Below are 21,918 nucleotides of genomic sequence, written 5' to 3'. Positions count from 1 at the left end.
TCCTGCATCGAAGGGCCGCTGATATGGCCGGTTGAATCGCCAAGATTCAATGAGATGGATCAGGGTTCGGCGGCTGGGACGGTGTTTGGGGCGTTGCCGGGCGCGATGTCGTTGGAGCCGCAGCCAGACCTGAGCCTTGCCAACCGGGAGCGCGGCTTGCGGCTGCTGGTGATCGAGGCGATCTTCTCGGGCGGGGCGGCCGCGCTGACCAGCGGCGTGATCCTGACCGCCTTCGCGCTGCACCTGGGCGCGTCGAACCTGATGGTCGGCACGCTCGCCGCCATGCCCTTCCTGGCGCAGCTGCTGCAACTGCCCGCCATCCAGCTGGTTGAGCGATGGCGCCGGCGCAAGCGGATCGCGGTCGTGACCAGCCTGGTCGGGCGCACGATGCTGGCGCTGATGGCGGTGCTGGCCTTTTCCAGCGAGACGACCGCGCTCCTCCTGTTCCTGGCGGCGCAGATGCTGCTGTGCGGGCTGGGCGCGGTAGGCGGATGCGCCTGGAATGCGTGGATGCGCGACCTGGCCCCGGAGGAGCGACTGGGCGACGTGTTCGCGCGCCGCACCATCTGGCTGACCGCGATCAGCCTGGTGCTGGGGCTGGCCGCCGCGCTGGCGCTGGACCGGACCCCGGCGGGATCGACGGCGCGCGACCTGGTCTTCGCGGCGATGTTCGCGGCCGGCTGCGTCACCGGCCTGATCAGCGCACAAATTGTCGCGATGATGCCGGAGCCGGTCATGCCGCCGGCCGAGGGGCCGGTCGCGCTGCGCGCCCTGCTGCGCCAGCCGCTGGGCGATCCGAATTTCCGCCGGCTGCTGGTCTTCGTGGCGAGCTGGCAGTTCGCGATCAACCTGGCGACGCCATTCTTCACCGTCTTCATCGTCCGCCAGCTCCACTTCGCGGTCAGTTTCGTCCTGTTGCTGAGCGTGGCGAGCCAGGTCGCCAATCTGCTGGCGCTGCGGCTCTGGGGCCGGTTGAGCGACCGGTTCGCCAACACGTCCGTGCTGGCGGTGTGTGCGCCCGCCTATATCCTGGCGATCGTCGCGATGATCGGCGCGTCGCAGTTCGGCGACCGGACGGTGGTGAAGCTGTGGCTGGTCGCGCTGCACCTGGTGATGGGCGCGACCATCGCCGGGGTGACGCTGGCCAGCACCAACATCGCCCTGAAACTGTCGCCCAAGGGGTCGGCCACCGCCTATGTCGCGACCAATGCGATGACCACCGCCGTGGCCGCCGGGATCGCGCCGATCCTGGGCGGGCTGCTGGCGCAGTTCTTCGCCGCGCGCCAGTTCGAGCTGCTGGCGCGCTGGCGCAGCCCCAACGGCGTCTTCACCCTGCCGATCACGCTGGCCGCCTGGGATTTCTATTTCCTGCTCGCCGGGCTGATCGGTCTCTATGCCATCCACCGCTTGTCGCTGGTCCGCGAGGAAGGCGAGATCGAGCGGCGGGCGATGGTGGGGCAGGTGCTGAACGAGACGCGGCGCAGCATCCGCAACATCTCCTCGGTCGCGGGCCTGCGCGCCGCGACCGATTTGCCGGGCGCGCTGCTGCGCGACGCGCGGGTCCGCATCCGGCTGAAACGGGCGCAGCAGGCGCATGCGGCGAAAACCCACTGACGCAGTTTACGGTGGTCGGAAATGCCCGGAACTCGGGGCTTTTTCGGCGGATTACGGCCTATCATCGTCCCTTGTCGGAGTTGTCGGATGCCCCGAACGGCGACCGCCCAGATGCCGCCCGCGATCAGCCCGCACCTTCTCGAACTGGGCGAGATGCTGCGCGGCGATCCCGAAATGCTGGCGCAGTTCGCGATCGGCGACCTGGCCGTCGCGCTGCATCGGAGCGCCGAGTCCGTCTTCGCGATCGTGCGGCGGGCGGCGGGTGGCGGACTGGCGATCCGGGCCGCCTATCTGCCCGTCGCCTTCGACTGTTCGGCGCTGCCGGCGCAGGCGGGCGAAGCCGCCCGCCTGCGCCTAACCAGCGCGATGGGCGAGCATGTCCTGTCCTTCGTCGTCGACCGCCACGCGGTCGAGCGATTGCGCATCGTCACCCGCTTCACTCCCGCCAGGCCGACCATCCTGCCCTTCGCGCCGCGCGATCTCTATCCGCTGGGGGTCCGGGACGATCCGTTCGGCGCGCAAGGGGTGGTCGAGGCGTCGCAGCGCGGGCTCAACACCGCGCTCCTCTATTTCCGCATCGACGAACCCGGCTTCGGCAACGTTCTCTACATCCAGAACCTGACCGCCTCGAACGCCTATTTCCGCGCGACCGGCACGGTTCCACGCGACGTGGTCGGGGGTGCCTGGCCGGAGCTCGGCTATGCGCTGCCGGTCCCCGAGCCGAACGCCGACCCGGCCGCAGTTACATTGGCGGCGGGCGAGCCGGTGACGCTGTCCGACACCATCCTAGTGTTCCGCCACCAAGCCCCGCCGCACGAGCGCGAATCCGCGCGCCGATTCGTGCAGATGCTGGGCAGCGCCTATGACCTGCTCGACCCGCCCCCGGTCGCCTATCGCGACTGGCTGGACCGGGCCGAGCGCGCCGCCCGCGACCTGGACGAGGCCCCGACGGCGACGATCCGCCATTACGGCCACCGCTACGTCCATCCCTACACCGGCGCCGAATATCCGGACATCATGGTGCAGATGTCGGTCGTCGCCGCGCTCCACCAATGGGGCCGCTGGCGTGGCGAGCCGCATCCGCTGGAAGCGGAGCTGAAGGCGGGACTACCCAAATTCTTCGACGAGGCGCTCGGCACCCTGCGCCGCTACCTGCCCAATGTCGGCAAGGACAAGAACGCCGATGCGGTGGACAGCTGGTATCTCTACCACCCGCTGCTCAATCTCGGCCGGCTGGCGCTGGACGGCGACGGTGCGGCGCGCGCGCTGTTCCTGAAGGCGATCGGATATGGCGTGAAGGCGGCGCGGCATTTCGCGTATCGCTGGCCGATCGAATATGACGTCACCGACTTCTCGGTCATCACCGAAGCGGCGCCGGTCGACGGGCGCGGCCAGACCGATGTCGGCGGCATCTATGCCTGGGTGATGCTTCAGGCGTTCGAACTGACCGACGACAAGCAGTATCTGGACGAGGCGCGCGCGGCCATCGACGCGGCGATCGGCCTGGGCTTCGCCATCAACTATCAGGCGAACCTGACCGCCTGGGGCGCGGCCGCCTGCATGCGGCTGTGGCGGATCACCAATCAGGGCGTCTATCGCGAGCAGAGTTATGTCTATCTCGCCAGCTTCCTGCACAATGCGGTGTTGTGGGACAGCCAGATCGGCCATGCCGCGCATTACGCGACGTTCCTGGCGGTCACCTGCCTCCAAGATGCGCCGTACATGGCCTTGTACGAGTGTTTCGACAGCTTCGTCGCGTTCGAACAGTATCTGAACGACGGCGGCCCCGAGCTGGAGCCGGAGGCGCGGATGCTGATCGGCGAATATTGCCGCCATGCCCTATCGCGCGCCTGGTATTATTATCCTGACGCCTTGCCGGCCGACGCGCTCGCCGAGACCCAGCGCGAGGCCAATGGCCATATCGACCGGACGCTCTCCTTCCCGGTCGAGGATCTTTATCCGGATGGGCAGCCGGCGGGCCAGGTCGGGCAGGAGGTGTACGGCGCGGGCGCGGCCTTCATCTTCGCTTCGCGCGCCTTCCACCATGTCGAGGGCGCGCCGTTCCGGCTGTATTGCGACCTGCTGGTCCGCGCGGTCGAGCGGGTCGGCGACCATGCGCTGTCGATCCTGCTCGACGGAGGCGAGACGCGCACCGCCTGGCTGCGCCTCGTCCGGGTGAAGCGGCGCACATTGACCGCCAGCCACGTCACCACCGCCAGCGGTGCGACCATCGAGCCCGACGCGATCCATTCCGACCGCGTCGATTATTGCGTGCCCGCCTAAGGGCGCCTGATCCTGACCTGGGAATAGCCATGACCCTGCCTTCCACGACCTCTTCCCGCACCGATCTGGCCGGCAAGCGCATCCTGCTGACCGGCGGCACCACCGGCATCGGGCGCGCCACGCTCCACGCGCTGGCAGCGTCGGGCGCCCGCATCCTGACCTTCGGCCGGCACCAGGCGGCGCTGGACGAGGCCCTGGCCGGCGTCGACGGCGATGTCGGCGGCCTGGCCGTGGATGCCGCCACGGCGGACGGGATCGACCGGGTTTTCGCCGCGCTGGACGAGCGGCTGGGCGGTATCGACATGCTGGTCGCCTGCGCCGCGCTGGGCGCGCAGCCGGTCCACGAGATGGCGGACCAGGACTGGCGCTACGTCATCGACACCAACCTGACAGGCTATCTCGCCTGCGCCCGCGCCGCCATCCTGCGCATGGCGCGGCAGGGCGGCGGTCATCTGCTGTTCGTCGGGTCGATCAGCACCGAGATCAAGGCGGCGGGCGAAAGCGTCTATGCCGCCACCAAGGCCGGCATCCAGGCCTTCGCCGAGACGTTGCGCAAGGAAGTGGCGGACAAGGGCATCAGGGTGAGCGTGATCCAGCCCGGCTCGATCGACACCGACATGCAGGAATGCAGCGACGAGGAAAAGCGCGCAGCGGTCGCGGCGGGCCGGATGCTCCCGCCCGAAGAGGTGGCCGAGGCGATCCTGTTCGTCCTGACGCGCTCGGCGACCTGCGACATCGTCAATCTGCGGATCGAGCCGCTGATCCAGAAGACGGGCTGAGGGGGGCTCAACGGCCGGGCTCCCGCGCCGGCAAGAGCTCGGAGAGGCCTCGCAGACGAAGCTCGCGAGCAGGGGGCGGCCCGCGCCGGCCGCCCCGCCCTTCTACGTCGCGGCGTTGCCCCGTCGCAGCGCCCCGAACAGCAGGGCCGCCGCGAGCCCCGCCGCGCCCGCGACCAGCACCGCGGGACGCTGGCCCAGCCGCACCGCCGCACGGTCGAGCCACACCTCCGCCGTGCCGGCCGTGTTGACCAGCCGGGGCACGACCTTGGTATCCAGGAGATATTTGGGACCCGACGGGCCGCTGGTCTTCTTCAACATGTAATCCCGGCCGACCGTCATGATAAATTTCCTTTTAATTCCGTGCCTTGGATCAGGTTTCGGAAAAGCGCTGCCGTCACCGGGTTTAACGTGACGACCCGGCGATGGTTTCGCACGAAACGCCCGCCGCCCCGGCCGGAGAGACAGGATGAAAGCCACCTACAAACCCTATCGCCTTCCCTCCGGCGGATGGGGATCGGCGCGTTCGGTCGGGAACATCCTGCGTCGCGAGGGCGTGCTGGGCAGCGCCAGCATCGCACTGTCGCAGCACAACAAGGTCGATGGCTATCAGTGCAACAGCTGCGCCTGGGTGAAGCCGGCAAGCCCCTTGCCGTTCGAGTTCTGCGAGAATGGGGTGAAGGCGGTGGTCTGGGAGCTGACAGCGCATCGCTGCACCCCCGCCTTCTTCGCCGAACATACGGTCACCGAGCTGCTCGGCTGGGACGATTATCATCTCGAACAGCCGGGTCGCCTGACCCATCCGCTGCGCTACGACGCCGCGACCGACAAATACGTCCCCGTCTCCTGGGGCCATGCGATCGAGGAAATCGCGCGTGAACTCCGCGCGGTCGAAGACAAGCAACACGGAACCGTCTTCTACAGTTCGGGCCGTTTGTCGAACGAGGGCAGCTATCTCTACCAGCTGTTCGCGCGCCTTTATGGCAACAACAACCTGCCCGACAGTTCCAACATGTGCCACGAGACGACCTCGGTCGCGCTGCCGGCCAGCATCGGCCAGGGCGTCGGCACCGTCGACCTGGCCGATTTCGCCAAGACCCATTGCCTGATGTTCTTCGGGCAGAATCCGGGCAGCAACTCGCCGCGCATGTTGCATCCGTTGCAGGAGGCGAGCCAGCGCGGCGTGCCGATCATCACCTTCAACCCGTTGCGCGAACGCGGGCTGGAACGGTTCCTGAACCCGCAATCGCCGACCGAGATGCTGACCGGCAAGGATACGCGGATCAGCTCGGACTATCACCAGGTCAAGAATGGCGGTGACCTGGCGGCGATCGCGGGCATCTGCAAGGCGGTGCTGGCGCTGCACGAAGCGGCGCTGGCGGCGGGCGAGGCGCCGGTTCTCGACCTGCCCTTCATCGCCGAGCACACCCATGGCTTCGAGCCGTTCGCCGAATGGCTGCGCGGACAGGAGTGGGACGAACTGGAGCGCCGCTCCGGCCTGCACCGCGCCGACCTGGAGGCGACCGCGCTGATCTATGCGCGTGCGCCCTCGACCATCGGCATCTACGGCATGGGCCTGACCCAGCACCGTGCCGGCGTGGAGACGGTGCAGATGCTGGTCAACCTGCTGCTGATGCGCGGCAATATGGGCCGGTCGGGGGCCGGCATCTGCCCGGTGCGCGGGCATAGCAACGTGCAGGGCCAGCGCACCGTCGGCATCACCGAGAAGCCCGAGCTGTTCCCGCTCGACCGGCTGGGCCAGCAGTTCGGCTTCGAACCGCCGCGCGAGGCAGGCTACAACACGGTCGAGGCGTGCGAGGCGATCCTGGACGGCAAGGTGCAGGCCTTCTTCCTGCTCGGCGGCAATTTCGCCCGCGCCATTCCGGATCATGGACAGATGGAGCCGGCCTGGCGCAGGATGCGGCTGACCGTCAACGTCCTGACCAAGCTCAACCGCACCGCGCTGCTGCCCGGTGAGATCAGCTATATCCTGCCGGTGCTGGGGCGGCTGGAGATCGACGAGACCGCGGCCGGCCGGCAGGCGGTGTCGATCGAAGACACCTCGGCCTGCGTGCATGGCAGCCGGGGCCTGCGCGATCCCATCTCGCCGCATCTGATCAGCGAGATCCGCCTGCTGTGCGAGCTGGCCAAGCAGGTGCTGCCGCCCAATCCCAAGGTGCGCTGGGACGATTACATGACCGACTATGCCGAGATCCGGCGCGAGATTGGCCATACCTTGCCCGACAGCTTCTGGGACTATGACCGGCGCATGTGGGAACCGGGCGGCTTCCAGCGCGACCTGCCGGTCAAGCGGCGCGAATGGCGAACGGACACCGGCCGCGCCAACTTCGTCACGCCGCAGGCGCTGGACGAGGATCTCGACATGCCGGACGTCGGGCACGATGCGCTGCGGCTGATGACATTGCGCAGCAACGACCAGTTCAACACCACCGTCTATGGCTATAACGACCGGTTCCGGGGGATCGACGGCATCCGCAACGTCGTGCTGATGAACCGCTCCGACATCGAGCGGCGCGGCCTGAAGGTCGGACAGGCGGTGACGCTGCGCACCGTTGCCGATGACGGGGTCAACCGGCACCTGTCGGGGATGATCGTTGTTGCCTATGACATACCGGTCGGCTGCATCGGCGGCTATTATCCCGAATGCAACGTGCTGATGCCCGTCTGGCATTATGCGGTCGGCAGCAAGACCCCCGCCGCCAAGTCGATCCCGGTGACGGTGCACAGCGACGGCGACGCGATTGTCGAGCCGGGCATGGACGACCAGTCCGACCGGTGACGTGGGAGCCGGGCCACATGGCCGGCGCGCCGGCGCCCTGTCGCCGGATCACGGCGGATAAGGCAGGTCCGTGGCCAGAGGCATCGACGGTTACGGTGTGGTCAACAGGCGGGTTGATGCTTTAAAAGATGGTCGCCGCCAGCACCCAAAGGTTCGTCAAAATGGGTGTTGATGGCGACCATATGTGCTTAGACAGAAACCTTGCTGATCAGCCCGACTTTATTGACAAACGGTAGTGGTTTGAAATAAAAAATCTGCATAAGTCAGTAAATACGTTGATATAATCAAGCGTAAGTAAGTTATGCAAAATTACCTCTCAGAGTAAATAAATATTAGCGCTACATAGTTTATTGGTCTGTAGTGACTAAAAATGTAAGCATGCCATACTAGCTCCAGAATAATTAAGCACTTCTTAATTATCTGTGGCTTACGAGCTATTTGCTCAACCGGCGAACAGCCGAAACAAGCTTGGCCAGCGCTGGATCTCGAATCGGCTCAGCAATGCGAAGTTCGCGGCTGCGCCCGGCAATCGTCAGGCCAACCGTATAGGTCCGGCCGTCTGGGCCTGCAGTATCCTTTGCAGGCGTGCAGCCGAAGAAGTCCGCCTGATCGGCGAGGCTGGCAATCTCCTGACGCTCCGCGGTGGCGAGATCGTCAAACGAAACCGTCTGCTCCTTCGCCAGTCCGGGAAAATGGGCAAGCCCGCCCTCGATCCGCACGCGGGCCTCGCCCGTCATGGTCTCGTCGCAGGTCTTGCCCGTCTGCATCAGATCACTCCAACTGCGCTCCAGGCCTCGGTGACGGCGGTCGCCTCGGCACTGCCCGAGCCGTACATACGCGCCGCGACGTCGATGGTGACGCGGGCGAAGCCGGCGAAGTCCGTGTTGGCCCTGGTATTGGGGTCCAGCAGCGCATTTTACCAGATTTGCCCGGCCTGGTCCCATGCCTTTCCGCCGATCGCGGTCGCGGCCAGATAGAAGGCTCGGTTGGGGATGCCCGAGTTGATGTGGACGCCGCCATTGTCCTGATTGGTGCGGACGAAGTCGTTCATGTGGCCCGGCTGCGGATCCTTGCCGAGGACGGGATCGTCATAGGCAGTGCCGGGCGCCTTCATCGAGCGCAAGGCAACTCCGTTGACCTTGGCGGTCAGCAGCTCGGCGCCGATCAGCCAGTCGGCCTGGTCGGCGGTCTGCCCTAAAAGGCGCTGCTTCACGAGGCTGCCGAATACGTCGGAAATGCTCTCGTTCAAGGCCCCCGACTGATTAAAGTAGGCAAGACCTGACTCCTTCTCGGTGACGCCGTGGGTCAGCTCATGGCCGATCACGTCGAGCGAGATGGTGAAGCGGTTGAAAAGCTCACCGTCGCCGTCACCGAACACCATCTGGGTGCCGTCCCAGAAGGCGTTGTCATAGTCCTGGTCGTAGTGGACCGTGGCGTCGAGCGGCATGCCGGCATCGTCGATCGAGTTGCGCTGATAGGCCTCCCAGAACAGCGCGAACGTCGCGCCGAGCCCGTCATAGGCCTCGTCGACGGCGACATCTCCGGTGGGCGCGTCGCCCTCGCGCCGCACCACGGTCGCACCTGGTGCCTCGGGTTCGCCGCCCGCGTCACGGATCGTCCGGAGCGGGCTTGGCGTCAGGATATTGCCCGCCGCGGCGCGACGCCGTGCGATTGCGCCCGTGACCGGCCCCGCAGTGCTGGCGCGGACGATCCGCATGGTCGGATCAACCAGCAGACTGCGGACGGCCATCGCCCGCAGCTCGGGCGAGCCATTCTCGGCGATCTGCGACAGGATGTAGGGCGGCAGGATGCAGTGAAGCGAATGACGATGGGGGGAGGTGCACATGGTCGTATCTCCTCGAGGGGGCTGGGTCAGCTGCGGGCGCGACGAAGGACGAAGGGGACGAGTGCGACCCACATGATGGTGATGAAGGCGAGGACCTGGCTGGTCTGCTCGGGGCCTCCCGGCAGGTAGCCAAAGCCACCAAGCGATGCCGCGTATAGCTCGAACGAGACCACCGCGACGGCGATCGCCACCACATCGGCATCCCCCCCTCTCTCCTCCTGCGTTCCGAACCAGCGCAGCACGATGATGAAGAGGGTGATGACGGCGATCAGGATCAGGCGCACGACGACGTCGCCAGCTGCGATGCCGATCGCCAGCGGGTAGAGCGTCACCGCCTCGACCGGAAACAGCTTCACGAGGCTGGCATAATAGGGCTCGGGCGCTGGTGCGGGTGCTGGGCGACGCCCTCCCCTCACCGACGGGGCGGATCCGCTGCGCAGCCGCAGTGTGCCCCGCAACGCGGGTCGCGCGGCCATGCTGCCCGGCCCATCCAGCGCCGCGATCGCGTGCTGCACCGCGTCGGCATAGCGCGTCACCGCTGATGGGTCCGGCGTGAGGGCATCGCCAATCGTTCTGGCCTGTTCGCAGCGGTCGAGGACCGTGGCGAACACCGGTCGATCGCCGTCGTCGTCGCTATGCTGAGCCGCGAACTGTTCGCTTGCGCTGCCAAGCGCCGTTCGGAGCCCGAAGACGGTGTCGAAGAAGCGCGGCAGGTAGCGCGGATCGACGGTGAACGCCTGCAGCTGGTCGATCAAGGCGTCAGCTGCGCCAATAGCCTGGGTGAAGGTCGTCAATGGAATCCTCCTCAGGCGGGGCTCGCGAGCGAGGCGATCAGGCCAAGCGCGCGTGTGATGCGGTCGATGTTGAGGCGCGCTGCGGCGCGCCGCTGCGCCGGTGTCAGCCGGCCGACGAGCGCATCGCGCAGGCTTGCTTGTGCCTTGGCGGCGAGGTCGATGGCGTCGGCGACCTGTGCGGCGCGGGCCGGTCCATCCTTCGCGGCCTCACGAGCGGCAAACACCCGTCCCGCGAGCTGCTCACGCTGGTCGGCGGACAGGCTCGCGCGGTTGCGGATGTACGTCCGGAATAGGGCATTGCCGTAGAGGTCGTCGGCGTTGCGCGCCGCTCCCCTTCCCCAGGTCCTGACCTGCGCCGAAAGCGATGCGAGCGCTCGGTCGACGACAGCCCCACGCTCGATAACAAGAGCCCGCACATCGAGGGTCTGCCGCGCTTCGCGTGCGAGCTCGTCGGCAAAGGCGATCAGCGCGACAAGGCTCTGCCCCTGCTCATTGGCGACGGCTGCATTCACATTCGGCAGGTCAGTGCCGGCGACGAAGTCGGCGAACCGGGCGAGCCGATCTGCCTGGTCGGCAAAGGCGGTGATCTCGGCCGAGACGTCGGTCTTGGGCGCATCGAGGATCGCAGCCAGCGCATCGGCATAGTCGCTGATCGCGGCGATCAGGGCGATGCGCGGCTCCAGCACGGCGCGCGGGCTGCTGCCGATGTCAATCTCGAACGCGGTGTAGCCCGGCGATGGTGCTTCGCCAGAGAGGCACAGCGGCGCTGCCGGCGCCGATGGCGTGATAGGCACCTGAATCCGCAGCGGGGTTGCCGGCAGGCAGCTCGGATCGCTCGCGACCAGTGCGGCCGCTGCCTCACGGCGACGTTGCTCGATGGAATCGAAGTAGCCGGCGGTCGCGGTTACCGCCTCGCGGCTTCGGGCTTGTACTGTCCCTGCAGCCTCCAGCCTGATTGCGTTCGTGGCGCACCCAGCCAGAAGCAGTGGAGCAAGCATCAACGGTAGAACGGCACTGGCGCAGCGGCGCATGGCAGTCTCCTTCAGCTTTCGGGCATCGAGCCCTCGAACTTCGCATCTCCCTCCCCTTTCTAGGCCTGGGCAGGCGCGGTGCCCTTGGTCGCTCCGGCAGCCGATCGCGGGGCCGCAGGGTGGTGATGGCATTGACGATACTGGTGATGAGCGCGGCGATCCCCACCAGCATCGGTCCGTCAATCATGTCGGTCATGTCTCCCGACTCCATGTTGATCCGACGGCCCATGTTCCACGTTTGTTCAGTGTAGGACAGATTTAATTTCGGTCTCAGAGCAGAATGTCCTCCGGCCCCGCGATCAGCCGTCGAACGGCCGTGCCGGTTGCCGCCTCCTCGTTCGAGAAACCGTCGAAACGGGCCAAGTCTCCGAAATCGAGAGCCGTTAGCTTTGCGATTGCGGTGACGGAGCGCTGATATGTATTGAACGCACCGAACAGCAGCGTGTGCTCATTCAGGTCGACATCGTAGTCGATGAGGTAGGCGGAAGCAGATGGCCGCCCGTCATCGTGGATGAAGGCGACCACCTTCCAATAGGCGAGCGGAATTGCGATGCCGCGATAGACTGGATCGTCTGCCCTGAAGATCGGACCGGTGAACACGGTCGCGCGCTCGCCGACCCTGCGTGTGTTGCTGAGGATATAGTCCTCGAGGCTGAGCCAGGTGCGCTGATTGAAGGCCGAGAGCTGCGGTGCGCAATTGGTGAAGTGGAAGGTGTCGTGATTGGCGATGCTGGCGCTCGGCCCCCAATTCGGGTCTTCGCGGCGGACAAGGTGGCCGCGGTCGAAGTCGTTGTTGGCGTAGAGCTCATCCCCGGCCTGGGCCTCTTCGGGAATTCGCCCGTCAAACGCCCATGGGTCGCCTCCACGCGGGACCGAAACGCTCGCGCTGCCATCGATGTTGACGCCGGTGAAGAGCGCTAGGCGCCGGCTCTTCGACATAACAACTGTGAAATGCTCATAGTCGAGCCGTGCATCTGTCCTGCCGGCGACAGGCAGGACGTCGGCAGCAATCACGGAGGTGCCGGGCAGCGGCACGACAAATCCACCGAGATGCTCTGCTTGGTAGCCCTGACGGCCCGCAAAGGAGGAGGCTAATGATATTCGAACCGGTGTAGCCTCTGGCGCAATCAGGCCTTGGTTTCTCGACGTAATGGGCCGCAGGTCGCGCAGGCGGGGTTGATAGGCTAAGTCTATCACTGTGTTTCTCCAGTGCTTTCATCCCCGGTTCGCTCGAGGCGCAGCCGTTCAACGACGAGCAGGCCAGGATGGGTCTGAATCAGCCTTTTAAAAGCTAAAGATGGCAGGCGCGGTGCATAAAGCCACGGCACCTGAGGCTTGGGTTAAAGGCGGCCACCTTCAAGGAGCTGGCAACTATCGGGCACCTCAACAAGAATTTACTGCACTTGGCGCATGAAAGCACGATCAAGATCGTACGGCCAGTCTGATCGGGCATCGACAAGCTTTATCAGGTATCGTCTTAATACTGATCGCAACCCTTTCTGAGATCATCAGCGTTAGCCACATGCTAGGTGTTCAGTCCCGGCTTCTTCAAACGGGCGGCGCGGCACGTCGCCTGATGTGGCAGCGGGTGTATTTTCTGCCATTTCGAGGAAATTGGCTTGGGTCGGCGGGGGAATGTGCGTGCATGCCACGTGCCCTCATGCCCAATCTGACGCCGCCCTGTGTTCTCTCAATGCGAAATAAGAGTTGTCCGGCCCTTTGAAGCCGACGAGCAAAGAGCTGGAGTATAAATGAATGGAGATACACGGAAGAGCAGATTGTCTTCGTGCTAAAGCTTGAGGCGACGGGTACGCCGGTGGCTTACGTCATCCATTGGAAGAAGTGTATGCGCACATATTCGATTGATGCAAGAGAATGCATGGCGGGCTAAAGCGTGTGCGAAGTGCGGCCAGTCAAGCAGCTTGTGGACGACATTTGTAAAAGGAAGCAAATTGCTGTAATTCTAGGATTGAATAAGCATGTCCTGCAATCTACTAAGGCAAAAAGCTCCAAAGAATGGGGGAATCGCGAGATGGTCGCCCACATTCACGGCCGAGATGCTCAGCCTCATTCTGTTCTATAGTTATCAATATGGAACACCTGAGCCAGAAGCGCGACTGGATCGACGCCAATCGCGCGTGCGACTGCAACAAATTCGTCCACTGCCAGCATCCGTTCGCTGGTCTCGTAGCGCGACACATAGGCTTGCTGCCAACCGAGCCGCTTTGCCAGATCGAGCTGACGCAGTTTGGCGTCTCGGCGCTCCTCGGTCAGCGCGGTGACGATGCGGGCGTGCAGCTCGGGGAGGGCGGGGGAGACAGGCATGCTAAGGCCTTTAAAATGCGGAAAGCGTATATTGTCTGACCTTCTCACAAGGAGGCCGAACCTCATGGGACTGTTGAACCACCTGGCGACGTTCTTTGATGACTGGCACTCGCTCACCGCTGGGTCGGCGGTGGCTGAAACCCCGACAATCAACCCCGCCACCGGGCTACCAATAACCGACGGGATCGACATCGCCGGCAACTCGTTCGGCACCGATCTGTCGCGCGACCATCATGACCACTGGCAGCATCATTCGCATGGCCTGGGCTTGGCGTGTGATGATCATCACACCACGTGGCATGAACCGTTCCCGACCGACATCGGAGGTGGACATGATTCGTGGCGTGACTGACCCAGTACCTTGGTCCGACCGGATGCTTGCACGCTGGGAAGTCAGCCGCTTTGCGGTGGTGCCGTTCAGTATCTCGCTGTTCGCCGCTCCGATCAGCTGGCTGATCCTTTTGCTGGCGCTCTTTAGTGGCAGACGCTCGGCGATCATGGCCGTGCTTCTCCTGATTATCTGGGCCGTGCCGGTCTGGCTCGACCAGGCACGTGGCTGGTGGCTAGCTCGCCATCCTCATGCCTCGCCACGCTGGCTGCGGGCCGTCCGCGCTGCGGTCGGTGATGCGGTGTTCGACGACGCGCTGGCGCATCTCAAGATCCTGCACGGTGATGACCCTGGCTACCGCATCGAACGCGCCCATGTGGCCAATGCGGTACAGGTGGCGTGGAACGCAAGGCGCAAGGGTCGGCAGCAGGCGGAAGGGATCCGGCTCGATGATGCGGTAAGGCAGGCATGACGGCGTCTCGATCATACCGCATGGGCGATCTCATCGGTGTCCGAGTATCCAGCGGTAGCGGCGACTTTCCCGACCTTGTGAGCGAGCAGATCGTGGCGCTTGGTGCACTTGATCCGCACCACGTTTCGACGCTGCTTTGCGCAGCGGATGCTGCAGCGTTCTTTACCCGCGAAGAGCCTTGCAGCAGGCACACAGGGTCCGATCCGGACTTGGCATGTACGGTTGAGCCATGGTGGCAAAGCGCGCCTGCTTGCCTTTCCGGAGCCGTTCCCGGACGTTGCGACTAAGGTGTTGATCCGTTTGGCGCACAGCTGTCTTTCCGCTCGTCGAGCAGTGGGCATCGAGGAGGTTTCGCAGGCACTTCGTAACGCGGTCGCCACCTCTCGGGCACCATCCGAAAGCGCCGCGTTCAACCACGAGATAGAACCGGACGCCGGCCGGTAAAACGAGCCTGCTGCGAACAGAATTGTCTAAAGCCTTTCAGGATGATTCAGGCCTCATGCTGTGCGCCCTGAGAGAGTGTCCAGCCGATGGAACAGATTGCGTCAGCGGACTGGTCCGCGTTGCTCGACCATTCCAATGCGATCGACGTTTTCGAATGCCTGAACCAGGGGCCACCGGGGCCGGCTGACTGCATCTTCCATCTCGCTGTCACAGTCGGGAACCGCAGCCGCAAACTCGCGATCGTCGATCCTCTTTGGACACCTGAACTCGCCCGTCTGATCGTGCTGATCCAGCGCGTCATGTGTGACCGTCAGCTGCTGTCGCCAGACACGTTGAACAACGTAGAGTTTGCCGCATTGGCAGCGGCCTGACTGCAGCGGTAAGCAGTCGATCACGGCAATGATCCAGACCGCTGATGCACAGGCCAAATGCATGACTGACGACCGAGACAATCAGATGGCTGAGACGCCGCTACCGGGCGATGCAGAGCCGCATCGCCGCCCTTCGATCAACATCCTCGGCGCCCTCGACATGGTGGATATCGGTGAGATCGAAATTGCGGTCGAGCGACCGCTCAGCCATCCGCGTTCCGCCACGTTCGACTGATACACCCGGCGGACCGGATAGCACGGCAGCAGGGCTGCCCTCTTAGTCGGGGCACATACGATCTGCTGGCCGGCTGTCACGCCGGCCCGGGGGCCCGCCGGAAGCCAGGAACGATGCCGAGGTCGTCACCTCACCCAACATCGCCATGACGATCGGTGAAGGGGGGCACACACCACGCTATGCATAGCGGTTGTGCGGAGAGCAAAAAGTGGTTTCTTTACAATGGTTTAGCGCAGTAGCGGCATTGCTACCGGGCAGGCGAAAGCTTGCGGGCAACGTGCTACAGGCCTGCTACGCCGCTACGCACAGCCTCCCAGGATACCATGCACAGGCTCGGCATTCCGGCAGAGCATAGCCGCTGACGAACCAGTTTCCGGTGCTGCGAGGCAGCCGGACAGGCCATATCGGAAGCGCGTCCAGGTCAGTTTTCGACATCCCGCAGATCACCCGTGGGAACGCCGGGCAAGCCTGCGAAAAGAAGCAGCTAGTTTGCTGACACGATATCCAGCATAACTGACGACCCGACCGCCCTCGCAAGCTTGCCGTGCTGATCGACGCTGACAACGCGTCCCCTCAGATCGCTGCCGTGCTGTTCGATTGAACCGCAAAAGTCGATGGCGCCAGCGTGCGGTGGATCTACGGCGATTGCACCGGCACGAGGCTCAACGGCCAGGCCAAGATTGCGCCACTCGATGAACGCCGGCCACATCGAAATTTTGCGAACTCGGTTGGCAAGAACCCCTCCGATATCACGCCGATCATCGACGCCATGAACCTTCTGTGTCCGAAGCGGCTCGGAGGCTTCTACCTGATGCCGTCGGATAGTCATTTTATCCAGCTGGCAGCGCGTATCCGGGAGCAGCGCACCGACGTTTCCAGCCTCAGCGAGAACAAGACGCCGGTCAGCTTCCGACACGTCTGCAAGCGCTTCATCTACACGGGGCATCTGACCTCATCTGGCAAGGCCGCACCGGTCGTAACGGCAAGGCAGACCCGGCTAATGCCGCGAAGGCAATAGGCTTGCCGACAAAGGCTGCCGCCGCCTTGATCGAGACTGCGTTTGAGCAATTCGATGATCAGGCCGGCAGTCAATTTCTACGTTCGGTCGGGCAGCGTCTGATCGTACTGATGCCGGACTTTGATCGGCGCAAGCACGACTGCGTCAAGCGCGTCACGCTCAGCGAAAAGATGGACACATTCGACGTCGGCCAGGATGGTTCAAGAAGCCCACAACCGCTCCCATGAAGCGGCATGAACGTCGGCCTGATCGTACGACCTGGACAGGTCAGCTTCGATCCTGAAAATCGGCACGTTGCGTGATGAAGAAGCGGTCATCGTAGAAGCGGATCAGCATGGTCACGCCGCTTGCCGCCGCTCCGATCCAGCACAGGGTCGCCACGAGCGAGGAACCAAGCAGGATATCGGCCGCAAGACCGGAAAAAAGCAGCACAGTGCATAACCAAGCGAGACGGCGCTCACCGCGCCAGTCACGTCGTTCGAAACCCACCTGACGGTTGCCGTCTGCCCACTCGGCCATGACCCTGTCGCTGCGTTGTTTCATGTCATTCCCCTTGTGATAGCGCGAGCATCATAACGCGAAGGCGTCGGCGTGTATCGGCATCGTCATCGTCGCCTTCGTCATAGAGCGAGCGGGCCAATGCCTGACAGCGATCAGGCTTCAGGCGCAAGCCGACGTCGACACAGAGCGCCTCGATCATCGCCATCAGCCGGTCGTACCGTTTCCACTCAACGGGGCCATGATAGCGGGTCGGCACAGTATCGGTGCCAAAGAGCAGCCAGCCGGCATCGATCTCATGATCGCGGCAAAGCTGCCGCACGACGCTCAGTGGCGGTTCAACCACGTCCTTTTCCCAGCTGATCAGCGACCTGGTGGAGAAGCCTAGCGCATGTGCCAGTGCATCCTGACCCATCCCCGCCGCGCGACGGATCGCCTTGACGCGGCTCCCGAGGGTTGAAGGTTCACTCACTCAAAGCTCATTGACATGAAGGTAGCTTCACCTAGCCTAGGATGGACAAGCGCGAGTGTACCCGGTTGCGCTTTCGGAAGCGATGGTCTGACGGGAAGGGGCAGGGCATGTCGAGAAACATCCAGGTCAACATACGACTGACCCCCGAGGAGCATGCCCGGCTGCTGAAATGCGCCGACGAAGCCGGCCTGGAGCGCGGTGCACTGGCGCGAGACCTCGTCATGGAAGGTCTCGATCGCAAAGCCGGCGGTGAGCCGCTGGTCCAGCGCATGCTGCCCGGACCCGGCCACATCGTGGCCATGGAGGCTATGCTCAACAAGGCGATCATGGAGGTTGAGCGTTTCGCCAACACATGGGCTGCTCATGAGAAGGAAGTGCTCTCGACCGAGCGCAAGGATCGGCTCGCAATGCATTCCGCACGGGTCGAGTTCCTCAACGGTTTCCCCGAACGCATCGCGCGCAGCCTTGAGCCGTTCAAAGCGGAGATGACGGCGATGAAGGCTGCTATCGCGGAACAGCCGCGTCTCGATGCGATCGACAGCAAGCAGGCGGAGCTCGTCCAAGCGGTGCGGGAAAATACCGAGGCGATCGAGCATGTCCGGAAGGACCCGCGTAAGGTGACCGGTCTCGTGCTGGGTGACGACCGCTTCTGGTCATCGGCGTTCATCTGCCTGTGGAGCCTGCTGATGGTTGGCACCGGTGCCGTGTTTATCACTGGGCTGGGTATATCCGTTCCAGCGTTCGGTGTCCCGATGGCGCACAAGATGGCGGCGGGGGACGCCGAGTTTTGTCGGCTGGTGCGCTACCGATTCGAGGTCGATGGCTGTCAGGTGCCTGCTGACCATCGCATCGATGCGGCGGCCGCGCCAACAGCGGCATCGGCCAAGGTGAAACGCTCATGATTTCGGTGAATGCGGTCGCGTCGGCCGGCAATGCCGCGAACTATTATGCCAAAGACAATTACTACACCGCTGATCAGGCCGAGGGGGCGAGCGCCTGGGGCGGGGAGGGGGCGGCGGCGCTCGGCCTCGAAGGTGCGGTCGATGCCGCTCGATTTGAGCGTATACTCGAAGGCCGCTTGCCTGATGGCAGCGTGATTGATGCACGCCGGGGGACACATCGCCCCGGCTGGGACCTGACCATGTCGGTGCCGAAGTCGGTGTCGATCCTGGCGCTGGTCGGTGGCGATGCGCGACTGATCGCGGCGGTGCGCGAAGCGGCGACCGTGACGCTCGGCTGGATCGAGCGCAACATCGTTGAGGGGAGGGTATCAACGACTGAAGGGCAACGGGCGGTGCGCACCGGCAACGTGCTGGCCGCGACGTTCCTGCACGACGTGAACCGCAACGGCGAGCCGCAGCTGCATGTCCACAACGTGCTCGCTAACGCCACCCGCATGCCAGACGGGAGCTGGAAAGCGCTGCACTCCGATGGGCTATACCAGCGCCAGCACGTCATGGGCGCAGTCTTCGCATCCAACTTGCGCGCCCGTGTCGAGGCGCTGGGCTATGCAACGACACCGGCGTACACTCCGATCGATGGTGCCTTCGACATCGCCGGTGTGCCCCGCGGCGTGGTTGAAGCGTTTTCGACACGCTCAGACGAGATTGATGCTCATCTCGAAGCACATGGACGCCAGGGAACGGCACGTGAGCGAGAGCTGGCGGCGCTTGCAACCCGGAACGCCAAGACCCCCGGCATTGCGCCGGCAGTCCGCGCGGAAGGGTGGCGGACGTTGGCGGCGGAGAATGGCTTCGACCCAAGCCGGCTGGTGAGAGAGGCGCTTGCCCGGTCGGGGCGAGAAGAGACCATGTGGACGCGAACGATGCGTGGAATCCGCGGTAACGGGGAGCGAGGCCTCGCTGTCGTGGCACGAATGGGGCTTTCTCCACGCGACGGTGATCCGCTCGTACCCGAACGGCTCGGGCGTCTCGATCCAGTCCGCTATAGTGCGGCGCAGGCCGTTACGTCGGCGGCTCGTGATCTGGGGGAGAGTGAGGCGGCGTTCGACCGGCTCGACCTGATCCACGCCGCTCTCGAACGCGGTGGGCCGGTCACGGTCGGTGACGTGGAGGCGCGCATCGCGTTTTTGGAGGGCAGGGGCCTGCTGTTGGGTGACGGCGACCGCATGGTGACCACCGAGAGCGCGGTACACCTTGAGCAGGCCTATCTGGCCAGCATCGATGCAGGCCGGGGGCAGGGGGCAGCGATCGTGTCGCCAGATGATGCCATGTCTGCCGCGCAAGGTGCGGCACGTGACCTGGGCCTGCGCACACTCAATGCCGGTCAGCTGTCTGCGGCGGTATTGATCCTGTCGTCGAGCGACCGGGTGGTGAACATCCAGGGCGGCCCCGGTCGCGGCAAATCAGCGGCGCTGGCGCCAGTGACCGCGATCGCGAAAGCACAAGGACACCATGTCATCGGTCTCGCCATCGCCAGTCGCACGGCGACCGCGCTTGGGCGTGATACAGGCGCGGAGACGAGCACAGTTGCATGGTTCCTGGCGCGTCATGCCCGCGTGATCGATGGCACTGCGAGCGCTGCCCAACTTGCCCGTGTTACTACCGAGCTGAAGGGTGCGGTGATCATGGTCGAGGAGGCTAGTCAGGTCTGCACCTGGGACATGGAGCCCATCGTCCGTCTCGCCGACATGATCGGCGTGGCCCGCTTGGTGCAGGTTGGCGATAGCCGCCAATTAGGCGCAATCGCGGCCGGCAGACCGTTTGAGGATAGCCAGCGTGCCGGGCACGCGACCGCGTACATCACCGAGAACCTGCGATCACGTTCCGACCAGATGAAGGGGATCGTCGCGGCGCTTGATGGCAAGGATTTCTCCACAGTATCTGACTTGCTCAAGCCCGACACGATTGAAGTAGCAGCAGGCGATGTCGCGCGGGTTGCCGCTGCCCGGTGGGCGGCGTTGCCGAAGGCGATGCGTGACAATACGCTGCTCCTCACCGCCGGCCGGGCGATGCGCAGCGAGGCCAATCAGGCGGTACAGGCCGAATTGAAGGCGACAGGTGAGATCGCCAGCGTCGGCACCCGGATCGAGGTGCTCGACCGGGTCAACGCTACCCGGGAGGGCGCGCGGCTGTTGAAGGGCTACCATCCTGGTAGGGTAGTCGAGATCCGTACCGATCTGCCCTCACAAGGTTTCGTCCGCGGCGATCGGGGTGTCGTCAAGGCGATCGAGGGTGGGCGGGTACGCCTCGAAATGCGAGGCGGCGGAGAGAAGCACCTACAGCCGAACCGGTTGGCAAAGAACCTCAAGCACGATGCCGTCTCGATCTATCAGCCAAAGCAGATCGAACTTCATGCTGGTGACCGCATCCGCTGGACTGACAACGACCATGACCGCAAGCTCAGCAACGCTGACATGGCCCGCGTTGAGGAATTAGGTGGTGGCAGGCTTGTCGTGTCCTCGCTGGTCGACGGCACGGTGCACGAACTGAAGGTCGGTGACCGCATGACCGAGCGGCTTGATCTGGCGTACGCGATCAACGTCCATATCGCGCAAGGGGTCACCAGCGACCATGGCATGCTGGTGCTTCGCTCGAGCGAGCGCCGTCTACTGAGCGAACGCTCATTCCTGGTTGCGCTGACCCGCATCGCTGACAAGGCGGCGCTGATTGTCGACGATGGTCGTGCCGTCGAACGCGGCGTTGTGCGCAATACCGGTGATAAGACCTCGGCCTTGGAGACGATCGGGCAGACGGGATCGGGTACAGCGACCCAAATGCCGGAGCCGTCGCCGGCGATCAATGCCGCGGTCGAACGTTATGCACGGCTATTCCTTACCGCCGAGCAGCAGGCGATTGACGGCCAGCCTATGTTGAGGGCGCAGGACCGCGAACTCGGCGCAGCTGCTGCGGCGCTTGAACGGGCACGGGTCAACGGCGCGGAGGATCTGCGAATCGTGCTCGATCGCGAACTTGGATCGCCGGGGGCAGGGCGTTACGATCCAGGCCAGCTGACGCAGGCATGGATGCGGGAAGGGCAGATACGCACAGATCATGGTGCCTATGCGCAGCGCTTCATCGCTGACTGGAAGGCGGCAACGGCGGACAGCATGGCGGCGATGACCAACCGTAGCGAGGCGGCCGTCGAACGGCGGCAGGAACGGCTGGAGGATCGTATGTTGCGCGAGCCGGCGCTGGAACGCGCGCTCGACCGCGCCCTGCCGGAACGTCAGCTTTCTATGAAGGAGCCCGGTTCCGGGGGGCCTGGGCGTGACCGGGATTTTGGCATGGAGATGTAGCGCGATGAAGCCGGTCACCCTGTTTTCTGCGTGCAGCACTTTAGCCGGTGCCGCTATTACCTGCGTTCACCGTCTCACCAAGCAGCTCAAGGCCATCCACGACCGGCTCTTTGGCGAAAAGGTCCACACTGGTGCTGCTTTCGATGTCAACCTGGCATGTCGATGGCTGCATGCTGGTGATGACGGCCAAGGGCACGCCCTTTATGTAAGGCATAATTTAACATAACATAAGTTATCGAGCAGCATGGCTGTAGGCGCCATGTCGGCGCTATTTAGAAAAGACACTTTCTCTGCCAGATAGAAATGACACTGCCTCGTGGCAGCGGGGGCAGCGTGGAGCCCCTCAAGCAGCG

The 21,918-nt window shown here is 64.2% G+C and carries 21 protein-coding genes and 1 pseudogene; 13 read left to right on the top strand and 9 right to left on the bottom strand.

Features of this window, described 5'->3' with window-relative positions; all coding sequences use genetic code 11:
- Positions 1 to 54 precede the first annotated feature (54 nt).
- The 3 genes from GGQ96_RS19375 to GGQ96_RS19365 all read left to right on the top strand — a co-directional run bounded on the left by GGQ96_RS19375 (position 55) and on the right by GGQ96_RS19365 (position 4,676).
- On the top strand, positions 55 to 1,614 hold the full coding sequence (locus GGQ96_RS19375) for an MFS transporter (RefSeq protein WP_184117000.1): 1,560 nt from the start codon (positions 55 to 57) through the stop codon (positions 1,612 to 1,614).
- A gap of 87 nt (positions 1,615 to 1,701) precedes the next feature.
- Positions 1,702 to 3,897 carry a hypothetical protein gene (locus tag GGQ96_RS19370; RefSeq protein ID WP_184116999.1) on the top strand — a complete coding sequence of 732 codons (2,196 nt, stop codon included), beginning with the start codon at positions 1,702 to 1,704 and terminating at the stop codon, positions 3,895 to 3,897.
- Positions 3,898 to 3,926: 29 nt separating this feature from the next.
- A complete protein-coding gene (locus GGQ96_RS19365) occupies positions 3,927 to 4,676 on the top strand; it encodes an SDR family oxidoreductase (protein ID WP_184116998.1) in 750 nt (249 codons plus the stop codon).
- Positions 4,677 to 4,778: 102 nt separating this feature from the next.
- On the opposite strand, the gene GGQ96_RS19360 is transcribed toward GGQ96_RS19365, so the two are convergent.
- A complete protein-coding gene (locus GGQ96_RS19360) occupies positions 4,779 to 5,015 on the bottom strand; it encodes a hypothetical protein (protein ID WP_184116997.1) in 237 nt (78 codons plus the stop codon).
- Between the two features lie 127 nt (positions 5,016 to 5,142).
- Here GGQ96_RS19360 and GGQ96_RS19355 point away from each other — a divergent pair, with 127 nt between their 5' ends.
- The gene (locus GGQ96_RS19355) at positions 5,143 to 7,473 is read left to right on the top strand and encodes an FdhF/YdeP family oxidoreductase (RefSeq protein WP_184116996.1); all 2,331 of its coding nucleotides are present in this window, start codon (positions 5,143 to 5,145) and stop codon (positions 7,471 to 7,473) included.
- A gap of 434 nt (positions 7,474 to 7,907) precedes the next feature.
- Here the strand turns inward: GGQ96_RS19355 and GGQ96_RS19350 are convergent, their stop codons facing one another.
- The 6 genes and pseudogenes from GGQ96_RS19350 to GGQ96_RS19325 all read right to left on the bottom strand — a co-directional run bounded on the left by GGQ96_RS19350 (position 7,908) and on the right by GGQ96_RS19325 (position 13,469).
- Positions 7,908 to 8,240: a protealysin inhibitor emfourin gene (locus GGQ96_RS19350; protein ID WP_184116995.1), complete on the bottom strand. Its 333-nt coding sequence runs from the start codon at positions 8,238 to 8,240 to the stop codon at positions 7,908 to 7,910.
- Positions 8,240 to 9,190, bottom strand: a pseudogene (locus GGQ96_RS19345) (M4 family metallopeptidase). Before GGQ96_RS19345 ends, GGQ96_RS19350 begins: the two are co-directional and overlap by 1 nt.
- 155 nt (positions 9,191 to 9,345) lie before the next feature.
- Complete coding sequence (locus tag GGQ96_RS19340; RefSeq protein WP_184116994.1) at positions 9,346 to 10,113, bottom strand: hypothetical protein; 768 nt, start codon at positions 10,111 to 10,113, stop codon at positions 9,346 to 9,348.
- A gap of 11 nt (positions 10,114 to 10,124) precedes the next feature.
- The gene (locus tag GGQ96_RS19335) at positions 10,125 to 11,144 is read right to left on the bottom strand and encodes a hypothetical protein (RefSeq protein WP_184116993.1); all 1,020 of its coding nucleotides are present in this window, start codon (positions 11,142 to 11,144) and stop codon (positions 10,125 to 10,127) included.
- A 270-nt stretch (positions 11,145 to 11,414) separates the two neighbouring features.
- Positions 11,415 to 12,341, bottom strand: coding sequence for a DNA/RNA non-specific endonuclease (locus tag GGQ96_RS19330; protein ID WP_184116992.1), 927 nt, complete (start codon positions 12,339 to 12,341; stop codon positions 11,415 to 11,417).
- An 870-nt stretch (positions 12,342 to 13,211) separates the two neighbouring features.
- The gene (locus GGQ96_RS19325; RefSeq protein WP_184116991.1) at positions 13,212 to 13,469 is read right to left on the bottom strand and encodes a helix-turn-helix domain-containing protein; all 258 of its coding nucleotides are present in this window, start codon (positions 13,467 to 13,469) and stop codon (positions 13,212 to 13,214) included.
- 64 nt (positions 13,470 to 13,533) lie between these two features.
- On the opposite strand from GGQ96_RS19325, the gene GGQ96_RS19320 reads away from it, so the two are divergent.
- The 6 genes from GGQ96_RS19320 to GGQ96_RS19295 all read left to right on the top strand — a co-directional run bounded on the left by GGQ96_RS19320 (position 13,534) and on the right by GGQ96_RS19295 (position 16,564).
- Positions 13,534 to 13,821 (top strand): hypothetical protein, encoded by a 288-nt coding sequence (locus GGQ96_RS19320; protein WP_184116990.1) that lies wholly within the window; start codon positions 13,534 to 13,536, stop codon positions 13,819 to 13,821.
- Positions 13,802 to 14,269, top strand: a complete 468-nt coding sequence (locus GGQ96_RS19315) for a hypothetical protein (protein ID WP_184116989.1) — start codon at positions 13,802 to 13,804, stop codon at positions 14,267 to 14,269. Before GGQ96_RS19320 ends, GGQ96_RS19315 begins: the two co-directional genes overlap by 20 nt.
- A gap of 530 nt (positions 14,270 to 14,799) precedes the next feature.
- On the top strand, positions 14,800 to 15,084 hold the full coding sequence (locus tag GGQ96_RS19310; RefSeq protein WP_184116988.1) for a hypothetical protein: 285 nt from the start codon (positions 14,800 to 14,802) through the stop codon (positions 15,082 to 15,084).
- Positions 15,085 to 15,112: 28 nt separating this feature from the next.
- Positions 15,113 to 15,319 (top strand): hypothetical protein, encoded by a 207-nt coding sequence (locus tag GGQ96_RS19305; protein WP_184116987.1) that lies wholly within the window; start codon positions 15,113 to 15,115, stop codon positions 15,317 to 15,319.
- A gap of 625 nt (positions 15,320 to 15,944) precedes the next feature.
- The gene (locus tag GGQ96_RS21565) at positions 15,945 to 16,337 is read left to right on the top strand and encodes an NYN domain-containing protein (RefSeq protein ID WP_184116986.1); all 393 of its coding nucleotides are present in this window, start codon (positions 15,945 to 15,947) and stop codon (positions 16,335 to 16,337) included.
- A 26-nt stretch (positions 16,338 to 16,363) separates the two neighbouring features.
- Positions 16,364 to 16,564 carry an LOTUS domain-containing protein gene (locus GGQ96_RS19295; RefSeq protein ID WP_184116985.1) on the top strand — a complete coding sequence of 67 codons (201 nt, stop codon included), beginning with the start codon at positions 16,364 to 16,366 and terminating at the stop codon, positions 16,562 to 16,564.
- A gap of 40 nt (positions 16,565 to 16,604) precedes the next feature.
- On the opposite strand, the gene GGQ96_RS19290 is transcribed toward GGQ96_RS19295, so the two are convergent.
- Positions 16,605 to 16,880 carry a hypothetical protein gene (locus GGQ96_RS19290; protein WP_184116984.1) on the bottom strand — a complete coding sequence of 92 codons (276 nt, stop codon included), beginning with the start codon at positions 16,878 to 16,880 and terminating at the stop codon, positions 16,605 to 16,607.
- Position 16,881: 1 nt separating this feature from the next.
- On the bottom strand, positions 16,882 to 17,307 hold the full coding sequence (locus tag GGQ96_RS19285; RefSeq protein ID WP_343059140.1) for a helix-turn-helix domain-containing protein: 426 nt from the start codon (positions 17,305 to 17,307) through the stop codon (positions 16,882 to 16,884).
- A 107-nt stretch (positions 17,308 to 17,414) separates the two neighbouring features.
- Here GGQ96_RS19285 and GGQ96_RS19280 point away from each other — a divergent pair, with 107 nt between their 5' ends.
- From GGQ96_RS19280 to GGQ96_RS19270, 3 genes are read left to right on the top strand one after another with little or no spacing between them, the layout of a single operon-like run.
- Entirely contained in the window at positions 17,415 to 18,209 is a 795-nt protein-coding gene (locus GGQ96_RS19280) for a plasmid mobilization protein (protein WP_184116982.1), read from the top strand.
- Positions 18,206 to 21,565 carry a MobF family relaxase gene (mobF, locus tag GGQ96_RS19275; protein ID WP_184116981.1) on the top strand — a complete coding sequence of 1,120 codons (3,360 nt, stop codon included), beginning with the start codon at positions 18,206 to 18,208 and terminating at the stop codon, positions 21,563 to 21,565. Before GGQ96_RS19280 ends, mobF begins: the two co-directional genes overlap by 4 nt.
- A 4-nt stretch (positions 21,566 to 21,569) precedes the next feature.
- The gene (locus GGQ96_RS19270) at positions 21,570 to 21,791 is read left to right on the top strand and encodes a hypothetical protein (RefSeq protein ID WP_184116980.1); all 222 of its coding nucleotides are present in this window, start codon (positions 21,570 to 21,572) and stop codon (positions 21,789 to 21,791) included.
- The last annotated feature ends 127 nt before the right edge of the window (positions 21,792 to 21,918 follow it).

Source organism: Sphingomonas abaci (genome assembly GCF_014199625.1).
Lineage (GTDB): Bacteria > Pseudomonadota > Alphaproteobacteria > Sphingomonadales > Sphingomonadaceae > Sphingomonas > Sphingomonas abaci.
Note: the sequence above shows the minus strand (reverse complement) of the source record. Positions and strands in the feature narration are given on the sequence as shown.

Coding starts and splice junctions, on each gene's coding strand:
- GGQ96_RS19375 (WP_184117000.1), top strand. CDS start 55: ATGGATCAGGGTTCGGCGGCTGGGACGGTGTTTGGGGCGTTGCCGGGC.
- GGQ96_RS19370 (WP_184116999.1), top strand. CDS start 1,702: ATGCCCCGAACGGCGACCGCCCAGATGCCGCCCGCGATCAGCCCGCAC.
- GGQ96_RS19365 (WP_184116998.1), top strand. CDS start 3,927: ATGACCCTGCCTTCCACGACCTCTTCCCGCACCGATCTGGCCGGCAAG.
- GGQ96_RS19360 (WP_184116997.1), bottom strand. CDS start 5,015: ATGACGGTCGGCCGGGATTACATGTTGAAGAAGACCAGCGGCCCGTCG.
- GGQ96_RS19355 (WP_184116996.1), top strand. CDS start 5,143: ATGAAAGCCACCTACAAACCCTATCGCCTTCCCTCCGGCGGATGGGGA.
- GGQ96_RS19350 (WP_184116995.1), bottom strand. CDS start 8,240: ATGCAGACGGGCAAGACCTGCGACGAGACCATGACGGGCGAGGCCCGC.
- GGQ96_RS19335 (WP_184116993.1), bottom strand. CDS start 11,144: ATGCGCCGCTGCGCCAGTGCCGTTCTACCGTTGATGCTTGCTCCACTG.
- GGQ96_RS19325 (WP_184116991.1), bottom strand. CDS start 13,469: ATGCCTGTCTCCCCCGCCCTCCCCGAGCTGCACGCCCGCATCGTCACC.
- GGQ96_RS19320 (WP_184116990.1), top strand. CDS start 13,534: ATGGGACTGTTGAACCACCTGGCGACGTTCTTTGATGACTGGCACTCG.
- GGQ96_RS19315 (WP_184116989.1), top strand. CDS start 13,802: ATGATTCGTGGCGTGACTGACCCAGTACCTTGGTCCGACCGGATGCTT.
- GGQ96_RS19310 (WP_184116988.1), top strand. CDS start 14,800: ATGGAACAGATTGCGTCAGCGGACTGGTCCGCGTTGCTCGACCATTCC.
- GGQ96_RS19305 (WP_184116987.1), top strand. CDS start 15,113: ATGATCCAGACCGCTGATGCACAGGCCAAATGCATGACTGACGACCGA.
- GGQ96_RS19290 (WP_184116984.1), bottom strand. CDS start 16,880: ATGAAACAACGCAGCGACAGGGTCATGGCCGAGTGGGCAGACGGCAAC.
- GGQ96_RS19280 (WP_184116982.1), top strand. CDS start 17,415: ATGTCGAGAAACATCCAGGTCAACATACGACTGACCCCCGAGGAGCAT.
- mobF (WP_184116981.1), top strand. CDS start 18,206: ATGATTTCGGTGAATGCGGTCGCGTCGGCCGGCAATGCCGCGAACTAT.
- GGQ96_RS19270 (WP_184116980.1), top strand. CDS start 21,570: ATGAAGCCGGTCACCCTGTTTTCTGCGTGCAGCACTTTAGCCGGTGCC.